At 71.3% G+C, this 15,743-nt stretch carries 16 protein-coding genes; 7 read left to right on the top strand and 9 right to left on the bottom strand.

Features of this window, described 5'->3' with window-relative positions; all coding sequences use genetic code 11:
- Positions 1-157 precede the first annotated feature (157 nt).
- A complete protein-coding gene (locus JIG36_RS23685) occupies positions 158-445 on the top strand; it encodes a PRC-barrel domain-containing protein (protein ID WP_236048169.1) in 288 nt (95 codons plus the stop codon).
- Here JIG36_RS23685 and JIG36_RS23690 read toward each other — a convergent pair.
- From JIG36_RS23690 to JIG36_RS23715, 6 genes are read right to left on the bottom strand one after another with little or no spacing between them, the layout of a single operon-like run.
- Positions 439-1,656 (bottom strand): hypothetical protein, encoded by a 1,218-nt coding sequence (locus tag JIG36_RS23690; protein ID WP_203378556.1) that lies wholly within the window; start codon positions 1,654-1,656, stop codon positions 439-441. The two genes, JIG36_RS23685 and JIG36_RS23690, sit on opposite strands and share 7 nt — an antisense overlap.
- Positions 1,653-2,531, bottom strand: a complete 879-nt coding sequence (locus JIG36_RS23695) for a class II fructose-bisphosphate aldolase (RefSeq protein ID WP_203378557.1) — start codon at positions 2,529-2,531, stop codon at positions 1,653-1,655. Before JIG36_RS23695 ends, JIG36_RS23690 begins: the two co-directional genes overlap by 4 nt.
- Entirely contained in the window at positions 2,528-3,448 is a 921-nt protein-coding gene (locus tag JIG36_RS23700; RefSeq protein WP_203378558.1) for a 1-phosphofructokinase family hexose kinase, read from the bottom strand. Before JIG36_RS23700 ends, JIG36_RS23695 begins: the two co-directional genes overlap by 4 nt.
- Positions 3,445-4,359 (bottom strand): DMT family transporter, encoded by a 915-nt coding sequence (locus JIG36_RS23705; protein WP_203378559.1) that lies wholly within the window; start codon positions 4,357-4,359, stop codon positions 3,445-3,447. Before JIG36_RS23705 ends, JIG36_RS23700 begins: the two co-directional genes overlap by 4 nt.
- Positions 4,356-5,276 carry an N-acetylglucosamine kinase gene (locus JIG36_RS23710; protein ID WP_203378560.1) on the bottom strand — a complete coding sequence of 307 codons (921 nt, stop codon included), beginning with the start codon at positions 5,274-5,276 and terminating at the stop codon, positions 4,356-4,358. The genes JIG36_RS23705 and JIG36_RS23710 overlap by 4 nt, the downstream gene beginning before the upstream one ends.
- A gap of 1 nt (position 5,277) precedes the next feature.
- Entirely contained in the window at positions 5,278-6,423 is a 1,146-nt protein-coding gene (locus JIG36_RS23715; protein ID WP_203378561.1) for an SIS domain-containing protein, read from the bottom strand.
- A 302-nt stretch (positions 6,424-6,725) separates the two neighbouring features.
- On the opposite strand from JIG36_RS23715, the gene JIG36_RS23720 reads away from it, so the two are divergent.
- On the top strand, positions 6,726-7,475 hold the full coding sequence (locus tag JIG36_RS23720; protein ID WP_203378562.1) for a GntR family transcriptional regulator: 750 nt from the start codon (positions 6,726-6,728) through the stop codon (positions 7,473-7,475).
- A gap of 98 nt (positions 7,476-7,573) precedes the next feature.
- On the opposite strand, the gene JIG36_RS53350 is transcribed toward JIG36_RS23720, so the two are convergent.
- Both JIG36_RS53350 and JIG36_RS23725 read right to left on the bottom strand, forming a co-directional pair.
- Positions 7,574-7,702 (bottom strand): hypothetical protein, encoded by a 129-nt coding sequence (locus JIG36_RS53350; protein WP_268919669.1) that lies wholly within the window; start codon positions 7,700-7,702, stop codon positions 7,574-7,576.
- A 103-nt stretch (positions 7,703-7,805) separates the two neighbouring features.
- Positions 7,806-8,387, bottom strand: a complete 582-nt coding sequence (locus JIG36_RS23725) for a TetR/AcrR family transcriptional regulator (RefSeq protein WP_203378563.1) — start codon at positions 8,385-8,387, stop codon at positions 7,806-7,808.
- Positions 8,388-8,503: 116 nt separating this feature from the next.
- Between JIG36_RS23725 and JIG36_RS23730 the strand changes: the two genes are divergently transcribed.
- From JIG36_RS23730 to JIG36_RS23745, 4 genes are all read left to right on the top strand, one after another.
- Complete coding sequence (locus JIG36_RS23730) at positions 8,504-9,559, top strand: FAD-dependent oxidoreductase (RefSeq protein WP_203378564.1); 1,056 nt, start codon at positions 8,504-8,506, stop codon at positions 9,557-9,559.
- A 74-nt stretch (positions 9,560-9,633) separates the two neighbouring features.
- Positions 9,634-9,972, top strand: coding sequence for an effector-associated constant component EACC1 (locus JIG36_RS23735; protein WP_203378565.1), 339 nt, complete (start codon positions 9,634-9,636; stop codon positions 9,970-9,972).
- Positions 9,969-11,276, top strand: a complete 1,308-nt coding sequence (locus JIG36_RS23740) for a caspase family protein (RefSeq protein ID WP_203378566.1) — start codon at positions 9,969-9,971, stop codon at positions 11,274-11,276. Before JIG36_RS23735 ends, JIG36_RS23740 begins: the two co-directional genes overlap by 4 nt.
- Positions 11,277-11,284: 8 nt before the next feature.
- A complete protein-coding gene (locus JIG36_RS23745; protein ID WP_236048105.1) occupies positions 11,285-13,012 on the top strand; it encodes an ATP-dependent Clp protease ATP-binding subunit in 1,728 nt (575 codons plus the stop codon).
- 215 nt (positions 13,013-13,227) lie between these two features.
- Here the strand turns inward: JIG36_RS23745 and JIG36_RS23750 are convergent, their stop codons facing one another.
- Positions 13,228-14,481: a Gfo/Idh/MocA family protein gene (locus tag JIG36_RS23750; protein WP_203378568.1), complete on the bottom strand. Its 1,254-nt coding sequence runs from the start codon at positions 14,479-14,481 to the stop codon at positions 13,228-13,230.
- A 70-nt stretch (positions 14,482-14,551) separates the two neighbouring features.
- On the opposite strand from JIG36_RS23750, the gene JIG36_RS23755 reads away from it, so the two are divergent.
- A complete protein-coding gene (locus JIG36_RS23755) occupies positions 14,552-15,655 on the top strand; it encodes an ROK family transcriptional regulator (RefSeq protein ID WP_203378569.1) in 1,104 nt (367 codons plus the stop codon).
- Positions 15,656-15,743 lie beyond the last annotated feature (88 nt).

Genomic DNA, 15,743 nt, shown 5'->3' on the forward strand with positions numbered 1-15,743 from the left:
CTCACCAGCACGCATGCCCGCCCAGCCTCCGCGCAAACCAGCGACCGTTCGATCACTGTTTGTCATTGAACGGAGAAGCGACCGCCGGGTGTTCGCGACATCCCGTTCCTAGCGTTGCCCGCAGGGCCAGGAGCAGAGGAGGTACGTGGTGAATCCGATGGACGGCCTCGACATCCGTGGACGTGAGGTGCTCGACAACGAGGGCCGGGAGATCGGCCGGATCGACGACGTGCTGACCGACCCGGCACGCTTGCTGCGCGTGGAGCACGACGGGCTCTTCGGCGTCGGCGCCGGGCCTCTGTACATCCCGGCCGACTGCGTGGAGAGCGTGACCGACGAGCAGGTCAGGCTGGATCGCACCCGCGTGCAGATCGCCGGCGCGGCCGCGTACGGACCCGACACGATCGACGAACTGCTCGAGTACTACCGGAGCGTGGCTCAGTAGGTCGCGCGCGAGCAGGTCAGGACCGCCCGGCGGACGGCGGCGACCCGGGCCGCGGCCTCCTGGTCGCTGAGTTTGCTCAGCTCGTGCGCCTGAGCGGAGGCGTCGGGGGTGCCCAGCAGCCAGGCCGACGCGGCGTCGACAACCGTGGTGTCGGGGCCGGGGGAGTCGGCGGGGCACGGGAAGGGGAGGACGCCCAGGTTCTCGGCGAGGCGGCCGGTGCCGAGCGCGTGTCCGTTGTCGTCGATCGCCAGGGGAATCAGCAGGGTGTCGGCGGAGCGCGGGACGAGTCCCGCCTCGACGGCCCGGGTCGGGGCGCCGGGGAGGCGGGACAGCGTGGCCAGGGCGGCACGGGCGGGCGGTGCCACCTCGTCGAGCACTCCGCTGTGGACGCGGGCCACGCAGACCGTGGGGGCGTCGGGGGTGCAGACGAGAGAGCGGGCGACGGGGTCGATCGGGTCCCGTACGAAGGCCGCGCCGCCCTGCAGGACGAGAGCGGCGAGCGCCGTGCCCAGCAGTGGGGGCAGCAGGGCGGGCCACCGGGTGCGGGCGAACAGCAGCGCGGCCCCGGCGGCCAGGCCGGTCAGGTAGAGGAGCTGGCCGATACTGAAACGGGCCTGGATAGTGTCGAAGTCGGTTCCGCTGCCCAGGCCGTGCGCGGGGAACAGCAGGGCGCTCACCCAGCCCTCGCGACCGGGCACGGCCAACGGCGACGCCAGGCTCAGGATGGCCAGGGCGGGCGCCGTGACGACGTACGGCAGCAATCGCCCGGCCGCCAGACCGAACCAGGACCCGGCCAGCACGGCCACCGCACCGACCGCCACCACCCCGAGGAAGGCGCCGACCGGCAGGTAGTGGGCGGTGCCGAGGATCCACAGGGCGGCCAGGGCGGTGGCGCCGGCATAGGCGAGGACCATCGAGATCCCGTACGCGATCAGGACCGGCACCACCTGCTGGAAGCGGGGCCGGGGCATGCCGGCGAACAACTCCTCGACCCGGGACCGGCGTTCCCGGCGGCCCTGCGCGGCGCCCGCGGCCAAGGCGATGCCGGCCAGGAACGGCAGGTACCACCGCTGGTCCAGGGCCAGGATCATCCAGCCCGAGGTCCACCGCTGGCGAGCCGAGTAGAGCATCGCGGTCCCGCTCGCCAGCATCGTCAGGGCCGCCCAGAGCACGGTCGAGCGGCGTAGTTCGATGAGGAGGATGCGGCTCACACGGGGCTAGACGCTGCCGCCCCCGTCCGCGGATCATCGGCCGCTGTGGGACCCGTCACATCTGTGGCGAGCAGCCGCAGCAGGCGGGTCACCTCCGCCCGTACGGCGTCCCGGCCCGGCTTCAGATATTTGCGCGGATCGGTCAACGTGTCCTGGTCGGCCAGCACGTCGCGGACGGTCTCGGTGAGCACCCGGTTGAGCAGCGTGCCGACGTTGACCTTGGTGATGCCCCGGGCGGCGGCGGCCCGAAGACCGTCGTCGGGCACGCCGGACGAGCCGTGCAGCACCAGCGGCACCGGAACGGCCTCGGCGAGCCGGGTGATCAGGTCGAGGTCGAGGCGGGCGTCGCGGCTCGACATGGCGTGCGAGGAGCCGACCGCGACGGCCAGTGAGTCCACGCCGGTCTCGGCGACGAACTGCGCCGCCTGGGCCGGATCGGTGCGGACGCCGGGAGCGTGGGCCCCGTCCTTGCCGCCGATCTCGCCCAGCTCGGCCTCGACCAGGCAGCCCACCGCGTGGCAGCGCTGCACGACCGCCCGGGTGCGGGCCACGTTCTCCTCGTACGGCAGGGTGGCCGCGTCGAACATCACCGAACGCAGGCCCAGCGCGACCGCCTGGTCGATCAGGCTCTCGTCCTCGGCGTGGTCGAGATGGACGGTCACCGGCACCGAGGCGGCCGACGCCAGGCTCAGGCAGGCGGTGGCGAAGGGGGCCAGCGAACCGTGGTAGCGCACGGCGTTCTGGGAGATCTGCAGGATGACCGGCAGCCCGGCCTGTTCGGCGCCGGTGACGATGGCCTCGGCGTGTTCGAGCAGGATGGCGTTGAAGGCGCCGACGGCGTGGCCGCGGCCTCGAAGGTCGGTCAACAGGCTCACGGAAGTTCCTCCACGGTGATGGTCCCGAGCCAGCGGCGGCGTGCCTCGAGATCGATTTCGCCGGCCACCGGGCGCAGCACGCAGGCGGCCGAGGTGGCGACGGCGTCGGCGAGGGCAGCGGGCCAGGGGGTGCCGGCGGCCAGGGAAAGGGCCAGGGCGGCGGTGGCGGCGTCGCCGGCGCCGGTCGGGTTGCCGTCGACCACCTCGGCGGCGCGGGCGTGCCAGGCGCCACCGGCGGTGACGGCCACGGCGCCGTCCTCACCGAGGGTCACGACGACCGCGGATGCGCCCTGTTGCAGCAATTGGCGTCCACAAGCGACGACGTCATGGACCGGGCCCCAGATGTCGGCCAGTTCGTCCCGGTTGGGAACGAGCACGGCACCGGAGCCGACCGCGGCGCGCAGGGCCGGGCCCGAAACGTCGACAACGGCCGGAATATCCCGTTCCCGGGCCAGCCGGGCGAGCCGAGCGGGGAGGTCGGCCGTCAACCCCGGTGGGACGCTGCCGGAGACGACGAGGGCGTCCGCGCCGGCCAGCTCTTCCGTGATCACACCCTCGACAGCGGCGGCGGTTCCCTGCGGCGCGGGGCTGCCGGGCTCCAACAGGATCGTCGTCGGACCGTCGGCACCCACGACGGCGACGGTCCGACGTACGGTGGCGAAAGCGGGAACCAGGTGGTGAGCCAGGCCCAGGCTGTCGAGCCCCTCGCGGAACGGGTCCGGCTCGGCGCTGGCCGCCGGGGCGACGACGATCGCGTCGCCGCCCAGCTGCCGCACCACGGAGGCCACGTTGACGCCCTTGCCGCCGGCCCGCGACCGGACCGCCTCGACCCGGACGCTGGAGCCGACGGCGAGCGCCGGAACCGCGTACGTGATGTCGAGCGCCGGATTCAGCGTGACGGTGACGACGCGGGTCATACCTCGGCCAGTTCCGCGGACTTCTCGGTCGTGTAGACCATCAGCGTCGAACCGGCCAGCGCCAGCACGATGCCGGCGGTCTGCCACCCGGACGGAATGGTCTGGTAGATCGCCAGCGACAGCGCGATCGTGAGCACCGGCGCCAGCGCGTTGGTGATCGGCGCGACCACCGACGCCTTGCCGCGGCTCATCGCCATCACCAGGAAGAGCGCGCCGACGGCGTTGAGCACCTGGGTGACCGCGGTCAGGGCGGGCGCCTGCCACGGGAAGCCGGTCGGGAAGCCGCCCATCATGATCAGGGCGACCGGGATGAGCACGAGGCCGCTGATCGTCATCCAGCCGAACGTGGTCGCGTCGTTGACGCCGGCCACCGCCGCCTTGCGCATGTAATAGGCCTGCACACCCCACGCGACGCAGATCAGCACGGCCAGGATCAGGTACGGGCCGGTGGAGACGCCCTCGTCACTGGGCGCGACGGAGAACAGCACGATCGCCACCAGCGCCATCACCACGCCGATCACGGCCAGGCGGGTCAGGCGTTCCTTGAGCGCGACCAACGCCATGATCACGGTGATCGCGGGGGAGAGGGCGATGATCGGGAAGATGATGTACGCGGGCCCGATGGTCAGCGCCTTGAACAGCAGCAGCTGGCCGCCGGCGCCGGTGATACCCACGATCAGCCCGTACGCGGCGGCGACCGGCCGGCGGTCGAAGGTGGCCCCGCGCAGGGCGGCCACGGCGGGGATGATCATGGTGATCGACCAGACGATGTAGACCATGCCGTCGGGGTAGCCGTATCTGCTGGTCGGCTGGCTGGAGAAGGCGCCCCAGACACCCCAGAAGAGCACGAGCAGGGCCGCGTACGGGATCCAGCCCGTACGCCGGGCGGCGGTGGTGCCGAGTGAGGTCATGTCGGGGTTCCGTTCGATAGGCGTGCGGCGTACAGGGCCGCGCCGTGGTCGGGGGGAAGGAGCGGTTCGCGCAGGTCGTAGCGCCCGGTCAGGGCCTGCCGGAACGACGCGAGCAGGGGTGCGCAGGTGAACATCCCGCCCGAGTAGGAGACCGGGACGTTCTGATCGGGGCCGAAGCCGAGCACGCGGGCCTGGGCGTCGACCATGGCGGCGAGTTCGGTTCCGGCGTCGTGCAGGATCGCAGCGCAGACGGTGTCGCCGGCGTCGGCCGCCTCGCTGACCGCGGTGCTGAGCGCGGCGATCTTCGCCCGGTCGGCCTGCCAGCGGTTGAGCACGACGTCGACCAGTTCGAGGTCGTCGGTGAGGCCGAGCTTCGTCCGCAGGATGTCGACGAGCGGGCCGCGGGGCAGCCGTCCGTCGCCCATCTTGCTGAACGCGTTGAGACCCCGGATGGCGACCCAGTGGGCCGAGCCCTCGTCGCCGAAGATCTCGCCCCAGCCGCCGGCGCGGGCCTTGCGGTCGCCGTTCTCGCCGTAGGCGATCGATCCCGTGCCGGCCACCACGTTGATGCCGTCGACCGCGCCCAGCGAGCCGGCCCAGCCGCAGATCATGTCGTTGCCGCACCGGTAGCGGTCGGTGCCGAGCACATTCCGGGGGAGGGCGTCGAGTTTCGGGACGTCGGGCAGCACCTCGCCGTAGCAGGGGATCCCGAAGAACGCGTACGAGATGTCCTCGGGTTTGATGCTGGCCGCCGCGCACACCTCGGCGGTGCCCTCGGCGAGCAGCGGTTCGACGATCTCGATGCCGCTCATCAGGTAGTAGATGCTGGCCGTGCGGGCCGTGGCGACGATCGCGCCGTCGTCGTCGATGAGGCAGAACGCGGTCTTGGTGCCGCCTCCGTCCACGCCGAGATACATGTCAGACCCCCAGTTCCCCGTACGGATGGATGACGACGCCCCGCACCACGCGGTTGACCTCGCCGCCCGGGAACGGGTTGTCCGGGGTGATCCCGGCCGCCCGGGAGCAGGTCAGCGCGGTGAGCTGAGCGGTGATGACGGCGGCGAGCGCCCACAGCGCGTCCGGCATGCCCGGAGCTCGCGGGACATGCCACGTGCCTTCCCGGTCGTCTTTGTTGTCGCCTTTGTTGTCGCGCTCGCGGTCGTCTTTGTCGTCGTCGACCAGCACGACCCGCTCGTTGCCCAGTTCGCCTGTCAGCTCGCGGGCCAGGTCCAGGTCGTACGCCCGCCGGTAGTCGTCGCCGGAGACGAAGATGACGGCGAGGGTGTCCGGGGTGAGGGCGGCCTTGGGGCCGTGGCGGAAGCCCAGCGTCGACTCGCCGAGCGCGACCGTCGTGCCCGCGGTCAGTTCCAGGGTCTTGAGCGCCGCCTCGCGGGCCAGACCCTTGAGGCTGCCCGAGCCCAGATAGACGATGCGGCCCGGCCGCAGCTCGGTGACGGTCCGCTCGATCTTTCCCGCACCGGCCAGCACGGTGGCGGCGGCCTCGGCCAACGCGTCGACGTCGGCGTCGCCGGCCAGGCACAGGTAGGCGGCGAGCACCATCGACGTGAACGACGACGTCATGGCGAAGCCGCGGTCGTTGGTCTCGGCGGGCAGGGTCACCACGGCGGCGTTGGCGGCTCCGGCGTACGCGCGGGCCAGCTGCCCGTCGGCGTCACAGGTGATCACCAGGTGGTGGGCGGCCGGGGCGAGCTGGTCGATCAGTCCGGCCGCGGCGACCGATTCCGGGCTGTTGCCGCTGCGGGCGAACGACACCAGCAGCACCGGCCGGTCCCCGGCGACCACGGCCTGCGGGTCGGTGACGATGTCGGTGGTCGCGATCGCCTCGACCGGTCGCTTCAGTGCGCGGGCCAGTTCCGGCGCCAGAACCTCACCGGCGTACGCGGAAGTTCCGGCGCCGGTCAGCACGATGCGGGTGCGCTCGTCCAGGGCCGCGCCGAGCAGGCGGTCGACCTCCGCGCGGGCGGCCTGCACGACGCGCCGGGTCGCGCGCCAGACGTCCGGCTGCTGCTCGATCTCGGCGCGGGTATAGGTGCTGCCAGTCATCGTGCTCCTTGCTTCTGCTCTTGCTCGGGTCGTGCCCTGTGCGCTGCGCTTTTGGCCGCGCGTCCGGGTGTGCTTGTTGGGTGCGCATCCGGCTGTGCTTGTTGGGTGCGCATCCGGCTGCGCTGATCTGCTCGCGGCTGGGCTCGTTGCCCCGGCCGGTCTTCTCGACGCTTGTTGGCTGCGTGTCCGGCTGCGCTAGTGGTTGCGTGTCCGCTGACAATTCTGGTCTGGTTCCGGAAAGCTACTGGTATGCAACTGGTATGTCAACGGTTTCAACTGGTTGAGCTGGTACCGTCGTCCCGGTGCAGACCAGCCCCCTGATCGGCCCCGACGCTCTCCCGCTCTACCTGCGGCTCGCCGATCAGATCCACGACGACCTGCGGGCCGCCGACGGCACCGACGGCGCCCGCCTGCCCTCGGAGCGTCAGCTGGCCGAGCGTTACGCGGTCTCCCGGGTCACGATCCGGGCCGCACTGGGCGAACTGCGCGAGCGTGGTGTGCTGGTCTCCCTGCCCGCGCGGGGCTGGGCCGTGGCTGCCGCCCCGCAGCAGCGCGGCGCCGGAACCGCGGGCCGGGTGCTGGGGTTCGCCGACCTGGCCGCCCAGCGCGGCCTGGTGATGCGTAACGAGGTGCTGTCGAGCGCGGTCCGTCCGGCCACCGTCCGCGAGGCCGAGCTGCTGCGGACGGTGGCCGGCGCCGACCTGTTCGAGATGCGCCGCCTGCGCTACCTCAACGACCTGGTGATCGCGGTCGAGCACAACCGCCTGCCGCTGACCGTCGCCCCCGAACTGGCGACGACCGACTTCACGCAGCGCTCGCTCTACGAGGTGTTGCGGGCGGCGTCCCCGCGGCAGCAGCCGCACTATGCCGACTACTCGGTCGAGGCCCGCATCGCCACCGACGACGAGCGGGAGCAGCTCGACATCACCGGCCCGGTCCCGATCCTGGCCGCGACGCAGCTGACGTTCAACCAGGAGGGCGTCCCGATCGAGCTGACGGTCCAGGCCTACCGCGGCGACCGCTACACGTTCCGCGCCTCGATCACCGACTGACAGGGTTCCGGCGCCCGCCTCCTCGGTCGCCGCCGTCTTTCAGCTGTCGCTTTCCGCCCGCGCGCCCTTCAACGCCGCATCTTCAGCCCGCGCGCCCTTCAGTGCCGGATCTTCAGCCTGCGTGCCTTCAGCGCCGGATCTTCAGTGCGCGTGCCGATCAGCGCCGCATTTTCAGTGCGCGTGCCGATCGGCGCCGCATCTTCAGTGCGCGTGCCCTCGTGCCGCATCTTCAGTGCGCGTGTCCTTCAATGCCGGATCTTCAGTGCGCGCCCCGCAGCGCCGCATCCCCTTCAGCGTTTTTCAGCCCGCATCCCCTTCGGCGCCGCTTTTTTAGCCCGTGCGCTCGTTCCAGCCGTCGCGCAGCAGCTCGAAGATCGTCTCGACGGCGGCCCGCCGGTCCGGACGGGTGCTGGTCAGGGCCGGGATGTCCAGAACGAACCGGGCCAGCGTGAGGCACGCGAGGTCGTCGGCGGGCCGGCCCAGCTCGGCCGCGATCGCGGCCCCGAGCGTGCCGGTGTGCCGGGTCCACATCTGCTCGTAGTACGCCCGCAACGCCGGCGTGGTGTCGACCAGCGCGACGAATTCGGCCCGCTGGGGATGCCCGGCGATCGGCAGCCAATGGGCCAGGACATAGCGTCGAAGCGCGTCGGCGACGCTCTCCCCGGCGACGCGTTCGCGCACCGCCGCGACCAGCCCGGCGTCGACGTCCTGCTCCTGGTCGAAGACCAGCGCTTCCTTGCCGCTGAAGTGCTTGAACAGCGTGGTCGTGGAGACGTCGGCGGCGTCCGCGATGTCACGGATGCCGACCTGGTCGTAGCCGCGCTCGAGGAACAGGCGCAGGGCGGCGTCGGCGATCGCCTGGCGGGTGGCGGCCTTCTTGCGTTCGCGGCGGCCGACGACGGGCTCGGTCATGAGTTGAGCGTATCCAACTGTTGAATGAAACACAAAGTTGACTCGTTGCACTTTTGGATCGAGTTTGCTTTTCTGGTGGAGGAGGCACATCGCCCCCGCTCACCGAAGGAGTAGTCATGAATCGGATCAGCATCATCGGCGCCGGCCCCGGCGGCCTCACCTGCGCCCGCATCCTGCAGCGGCACGGCATCCCCGTGACCGTCTATGACCGCGACACCAGCCGCGACGCCCGCAACCAGGGCGGAACACTCGATCTGCATGCCGACGACGGCCAGGTCGCTCTGCGCGAGGCCGGCCTGCTGGAGGAGTTCTTCCGGCTGTCCCGTCCCGAGGGGCAGGAGATGCGGGCGTACTCGATCACCGGCGAGCTGCGCGAGCACCACATGCCCGAGGAGGGCGAGCTGTTCAAGCCCGAGATCGACCGCGGCGTGCTGCGCGACCTGCTCCTCGACTCGCTGGAGCCCGGCACCGTGCGCTGGGGTCACGACCTGGCGTCGACCGACGGCCGGACCCTGCGGTTCAAGGACGGCACCACGGCCGGGACCGACCTGGTCATCGGCGCCGACGGGGCCTATTCCCGCGTACGGCCGCTGGTCTCCACAGCCGTGCCGCAGTACACCGGGGTGTCGTTCCTGGAGGCGTGGTTCAACGACGTGGAGAACCGCCACCCCGAGCTGGCCGCGCTGGTCGGCCAGGGCGGAGCGGCCGCCGCCGACGGCGAACGCGGCCTGTTCGCCCAGCGCAACGGCGGCGACCACATCCGGGTCTACATCATCCGCCGCTCCCCGGCCGCCGTGACCGGCCTGTCCACCGAGGAGATCCGAGCCGGCCTGCGCACCGAGTTCGCGGCCTGGTCCCCCGAGATGCGGGGGCTGGTCACCGACAACGACGGCCCGTACATCGACCGCCCGATCAACGTCCTGCCCGTCCCGCACACCTGGACCCACCACCCGAACGCCACCCTGCTCGGCGACGCGGCCCACCTGATGCCGCCCCTCGGCGTAGGCGTGAACCTGGCCATGCTGGACGCCAGCGACCTGGCCCTGGCCCTGGCCGCCGCGCCCACCCTCGACGAGGGCGTGCGCGCGTACGAAGCAATCATGCTGCCCCGCTCCACCGAGATGGCCAAGACCCTCGAGGGCCGCGCCGAAGACCTCCTCGAAGCCGCCTGACCTCAGCGCTGTCACGGACTGAGTGACCCCATCGGGGGAGGTCGGAGAGGCGCGGCCTCACTACCATCCGTTCAATGGAGCTTCAGTTGTCCGGAGTGGACGCCGACGATCTTGGCGGATGGCTGGTGAGCGAGCCCGATCTCCGGCCGTTGGTCAACCGGGTCCGGTCGACACCGCGGCCCGGTGAGCTGGGCGCGCTCGAGGTCCTGACCATCGCCGTCGGCTCGGGCGGAGTGCTGACCGTGCTGGCCGGATCCCTCAACGCCTGGCTGTCGCAGGCCCGCAACCGCACCGTCCGCCTCAAGGTCTCCCTGCGCAACGGGCCGATCCGTCAGATCGAGCTCGACGCGACGAACACCGACGCCTCCGAGATCGAGAAGATCCTGCGGGGGTTGGGGGACGGACCTTCGTGAGCCTGCCGGACGGGGATCGCTCGCAGGTCATCCTGCTCGGCGCCTCCAGGTTCGCCCACGCCGAGGCCTTGCCGGCGGTGCCGGAGGTCCGGCTGAACGTCACCGACCTGGCGGCCTCGTTCACCGACGGCACGTACGGCATCGTGCCGCCCGCCAACTGCGTCTCGTTCGTCGACGACGACAGCCTGCCCACCCTGGGGCGCCGGCTGCGTGCCGTCGCCGTCCAGGCCAAGGACCTGCTGCTCATCTACTACGCCGGCCACGGTCTGAAGGCCGGTCCCCGCCACGAGCTCTACCTCGCGATGTATGAGACCGACCCGGAGGATCCCAACTTCGGCGCGCTCAAGTACGACGTGCTCCGCGAGATCGTCATCCGGAGCCCCGCCCGCGTCAAGGTCATCATCCTGGACTGCTGCTTCTCGGGAACGGCGCTCGACGGCGAGCTGAGCGGAGCCGCCGAGTCACTGGTCACACAGCTCAACGTCGAGGGATGCTGCCTGCTCACTTCGTCACAGGCCGACAAGGTGGCGCTGGTCCTGCCGGGGGAGAGGCACACCGCTTTCACCGAGCGCCTGTTGGAGGTCCTGAGCGAGGGAGTGCCGACGGAGGACGAGTTCCTGACGTTCGACGCCGTCTACCGCGCGGTCGAGGAACGACTGACCGCCCGCAACCTGCCGACGCCGATCGGCCGCGGATCCCGTACGGCCTCCAGCCTGTTCCTGGCCCGCAACCGCGGTTCGTCGGCGGCCGTGGCGGCAGCCTGCCGTCTGCGCTTCGACCAGGCCGAGACGCTGGTGGGCGAAGGGCAGTGGCCAGCCGCCCTGGAGGTCCTGCGATCAGTGGAGGCCGAGCAGACCCGACTTCACGGTGCCGACCATGAGGAGACACTACGGACGCGGCGCCTGGCCGCGCACGCGGTCGGAGCCGCCGGCGATCCGAGGGAGGCGTCCCACCTCCTCCAGGACATCCTGGAGCTGGAAACCCGCTCGGGTCTGGGCCCGGACAACGCAGAACACCTGCGTACGCGCCAATATCTGGCGGTCAACCTGGGCGAGGCGGGCGCCCGCAACGACGCCGTTGCCATGTTGAGGGTGCTGCTGCCCGACCGCCGGCGGCTGCTCGGCCCCGACCACGAGGACACGTTGCGAACGCAGCACATGCTGGCCCGCAACGTCGCCCTGCTCGGCGCCAGAGCCGAAGCCGAGGCGCTGCTGAGGGAGATCGTCCACTCGGCGTCCCCGGGCACGCCGGCGCACGACTGGGCCCTCTCCGACCTGACCGACCTGCTCGAGGCCAGCCGATGAAGGACGGGATGGTAGTCGTCCAGTGGGCGGACCTGACCGGTACGGGTTTCAGCCCGCAGCGTCGCGACAGCGATGCGCCCGCCGAATACTGGGCCGCAGCGGAAGGGCTTCTCAACGCCGATCTTTGCCAGCCGCCGGACTTTTTGCGCACCACCGGCAGCCATCCGGTCTGGACATTGCGCAAGGTGCCGGTGAGGGGGCATCACGTCTGGTGCTTTGCAGTTCAAGGCCGGCGCGGCGAGTTCGGTGTGGCCGGAACCTGCCGTTTCGCCTTCGCGACGAAGGAGCTGGAAGCGGCTGAGGCCTGGCAACGTGGCATCGAAGCCACGGGTGCTCAAGCGGCCGAGCCGCAGATGTCGGACACGCAATTCGCAGCCGGGGTGCGTGATGTGCTGCGCGGGGTGGTCCTTGGCCGGGACCGGATCGGGGTGGGGCTGGGACCGGCCGAAACCGCCCGGATCATCGCCTGCGTCCTCGCCGCGCTGCCGGAAGCCGAGGCGCGCGCCTGGTCGTGGTCGACCTGCGCGCTGATGCCACCCGGACCGTCCAAACGGAAGGAGGTGTCAGGGAGATGGCCGGACGAGTTCCGCGCCTGGGAACCGCGGTGGGCGAACGCAATCGCCGCCTCTTTCGACGAGCCCATCACCGCCACCGAGAACTTCCGCCGGTTGCTCGAGGCGCAACGGCTCAAAGGGCTAGAGGAGTTCAAGGAGCAGGTGGTGCGCGGGCAGGTCGACGCCGATCTGCGGAGGAGCAGTCGCGACCTGGCCGAGCTGATCTCGCGGATCCGCACGCGTCCCAGCCCCCGTCCGCGGTTGATGCCGACCGTGTTGCCGCCGGTGCCGGCCACGGCGCCTTCGATGCCCGTGACGCCGGCCGGCACCAACGGTCATCAGCCTGCGCCAAAGGAAGATGCGCCCGAGGAGCCGCCCGCCGCAGAGTCGTTCCGCTTCGGCCGAGACCTGACCCGGGTTGCCCGCGATCCCGCGGCGGTTCCGATCGTCAGCCGTGACCGGGAGATCGACCACATCCTGCGGGTCATCTCGCTGCACAAGCGCAACAACCCGGTCCTCATCGGCGAACCGGGTGCAGGGAAGACCGCAGTGATCGAGGGTCTGGCCCAACGGATCGCGGCCGGCCGCGTGCCACCCGCCCTGGCCGGCAAGCTCCTCTACGGCGTCGACCGTGGGGTCGCACCGGACGAACTCATCGTCGAGATCGCCGGGCAGAAGGACGTCATCGTCGTCGTGGAGGACTATTTCCACTGGCGGGAGATGTACCGCCTGCTCCGAAATGATGTTCAGATCATCGCGACCAGCACAGCCGCCGACTACGAATCCGCCCGAGCGACCGATCGCAGCCTGGACCGCTCTTTCACGCCGGTGCTCATCGCAGTGCCAACCGCCGCGGCATCAGTCGCGATCCTGCAGGCGGTCCGTCCGAGCTACGAGCGGCACCACCGTCTGCGCATCGCCGACGACGCCCTCACCGAAGCCGTCCGGCTGGCCGCTCGCCACATCGGCGACCGCAGCCTGCCCTCAACCGCGCTCGACCTGCTCGACGATGCCGCCGCGTGGCTGGCGGTGCACAACCCGGAATCCGTGCTGGAGGCCGCCGCAGTCTGGGCGGCGCTGGACCGCCACACCGGCCACGGCCTCGCGGTGCCGACCCTCGCCGACGCGCCGGCCACCAACCTGTTCAAGGACGGCGGCCGCGACGTCTGGATGATGTCCTGAAGTCGCCGGCTCGGAAATCCTGAAGCCTTGCGCGAACTTCGGCGATGGTTACGGCGTACATCGTCGCGACACTCTCGGACGAGCGAGGAAACGGAGCAGGACGAGGGGTATGGAACGAGGCACCCGGGAGCGGTTGATCGGCCGCTTGGCCGAAGCGGTCGAGGAGGTTGACGTCGCGCACCCGGCCCGGGCGGCGACCGCCCGGCCTGGGTGGATCACGCGGGCAGCCGCACCACCTGATCGGTCAGGCGGGCCTGCTCGGCGGCCCACACGACGCGGTGCGTGGCCAGGCTTTCGACCGGGTCCGAGAGCAGGGCCGAGCCGTCGCCGGTTGCTACCGCCTGCAGAAAAGCGTCGACCAGGCCATCGTCACCGCCGCCGTGGCCGTCCGCCGCTGATGGGCCGCCGTCGGACGCGGAGTCCAGGACCTCGACCTTTCCCGTACGGAAGTCCAGGTGACGCACCGTGCGGCCGTCGCCGTCGAGGTAGCCGTGTGTGCCCTGCAAGCGGGTGCGCCGGTGCTCCATGGGGGTGAACGCGCTGACCGTGAACGAGCAGGTCGCGCCGTCGGGGAAGGCCATGTTGACGACCTGGTGGTCGACCACGTCGTTGTCGCAGGCGTAGACGCACCGGCCGTACGGGCCCTCCCGCAATGCCTGTTCGACCGAAGAAGCAGTGGGTGTCGGCGTGACCGCGCCCAGCGGCCAGAAATGCTCGTCGGGGTCGGCCAGGGCCTGCGCGTAGCGGCGCGAGGCGGAGTACGGGCAGGTGTTCTCGACGGGACAGTCCAGGCAACGGTCGGTGGCGCCGGCGGGGCGTTCGGAAGCGCGAAAATGGGACAGGCTTCCGAACGAGCTGACCCGGTCGGGCAGCTGCTCGAACAGGTACATCAGCCAGTCGATGTCGTGGCAGCACTTGGTCAGCAGCAGCGGGCCCGACTCCTCGGTGTTGCGCCAGTGGCCGCGCACGAACGAGTGCGCGAAGTGCCACCAGCCCACCGGCTCCAGGTGCTGCACGCTCACCAGCTTGCCGATGCGGCCCTCGGCCAGCAGCGACTTCAGCACTCTGGTGTACGGGGTGTAGCGCAGCACATGGCAGACGGCGGTGATCACCCGGTGGCGCCGGGCCGCCTCGACGATCGCGCTCGCGTCCTCGTCGGTGGGTGCCAGCGGCTTCTCGATCAGCAGGTGGTAGCCGTGGCCGGCCAGCCGGACGGCCGGGTCGCGGTGCATCCGGTCCTGGGTGGCGACGATGGCCGCGTCGGCCAGGCGTGACCGGTCGGCCAGGCCGGTCCACGAGTCGAAGACGTGGTCGGACGCTATCCCGAACTCGGCCGCGGCCGCCGCGCGCCGCGCCGGATCAGGTTCGGCCACGGCCACCACCCGGGCCGCGCCGGTGCTGACCGCGTGCCGTGCGTACGCCTGCCCGCGAAGGCCGGCACCGACGAGAGCTAGAGTCACCGCAGACATGGTGTCCCCTTCGGCAGTTATCAAGGACTCCATCTAAAGGCGTGGGGATCGGAACCTCAAGGGGGCGTTGGTGACGGCACACCTGGCCGGCGGTGACCTGAACCGGCTGCGGCAGCTCAACGCCGACTCGGTGATCCGGGTCCTGCGCGACGAGCCGCCGCAGACGCTGACCGAGCTGTCCCGGCGGGTCGGCCTGTCCCGCGCCTCGACCGAAGATGTCGTGCAGGAACTGCTCGAGGTGGGCTGGGTGGCCGAGGTCGAACCGGCCGCCGGGGGAGTGGGCCGCCCGGCCCGGCGCTACCGGTTCCGGGCCGACGCCGGGCACCTGCTCGGCGTCGACATCGGCGGCCACAAGGTCCTCGCGGTGGTCACCGACCTCGACGGCACGGTGCTGCACAGCCGCCAGGTGCCGGTGACTCCCGAGCTGGGCCGCAGCGAACGGCTGGCCGCCACCGACCGGGTCATCGGCCGGGCGCTGCGGGCGGCCGGGCTGACCGGCGACCGGCTCTGGGGCGCCGGCGTGGCCACCACCGGCCTGGTCGACGGCACCGGCCGGGTGATGCTCTCCGAAGCACTGACCGAGTGGACCGGTGTCGACCTGGCCGGCCACCTGCGCGACCGGGTCGGCGGCGCGGTCCGGGTCGAGAACGACTGCAAGGTGGCGGCGCTGGCCGAGACCTGGCGCGGGGTTGCCCGGCACGCCTCCGACATGGTCTTCATCCTGGCCGGCTGGCGCACCGGGGCCGGCCTGATCATCGGCGGCAAGCTGCACCGGGGCTTCGGCAACGCGGCCGGCGAGATCGGCGCCCTGCCCGCGGCCGGGTGGCAGCGCGCGCCCGGCCACCTGCGGGCACGGCCCGATCAGGGGGACGTCTTCGCCGCGGCCCGGGCCGGTGACAAGACCGCCATGGCCGCGCTGCGCCGCTATGTGAAGGACCTCGCCCAGGGCGTCTCGGCCCTGGTGCTCACGCTCGACCCCGAGCTGGTGGTGATCGGCGGCGGTTTCTCCCGCTCGGCCGATGTGTTCCTCGAGCCGCTGCGGGCCGAACTCGACCGCTGGTGCCTGCGCACACCCGAGATCCGCGTCTCGACCCTGGCCGACGAGGGCGTCGCCCTGGGCGCGGCCAAGCTGGCCCTCGACATGAGCTCGCCCCAGCTGCGAACCCGGCGCTAGGCCCGGCCCGCCTCGAAAGGCGCGCGGGAACGAGGCGAGTCCCACGGGACCGGCCAGAGCGCGCAGTCAGGACTGACCGTTTGCCCCG

Origin of the sequence: Paractinoplanes ovalisporus (genome assembly GCF_016834655.1) — a bacterium.
In the GTDB taxonomy this organism is placed as follows: domain Bacteria; phylum Actinomycetota; class Actinomycetes; order Mycobacteriales; family Micromonosporaceae; genus Actinoplanes; species Actinoplanes ovalisporus.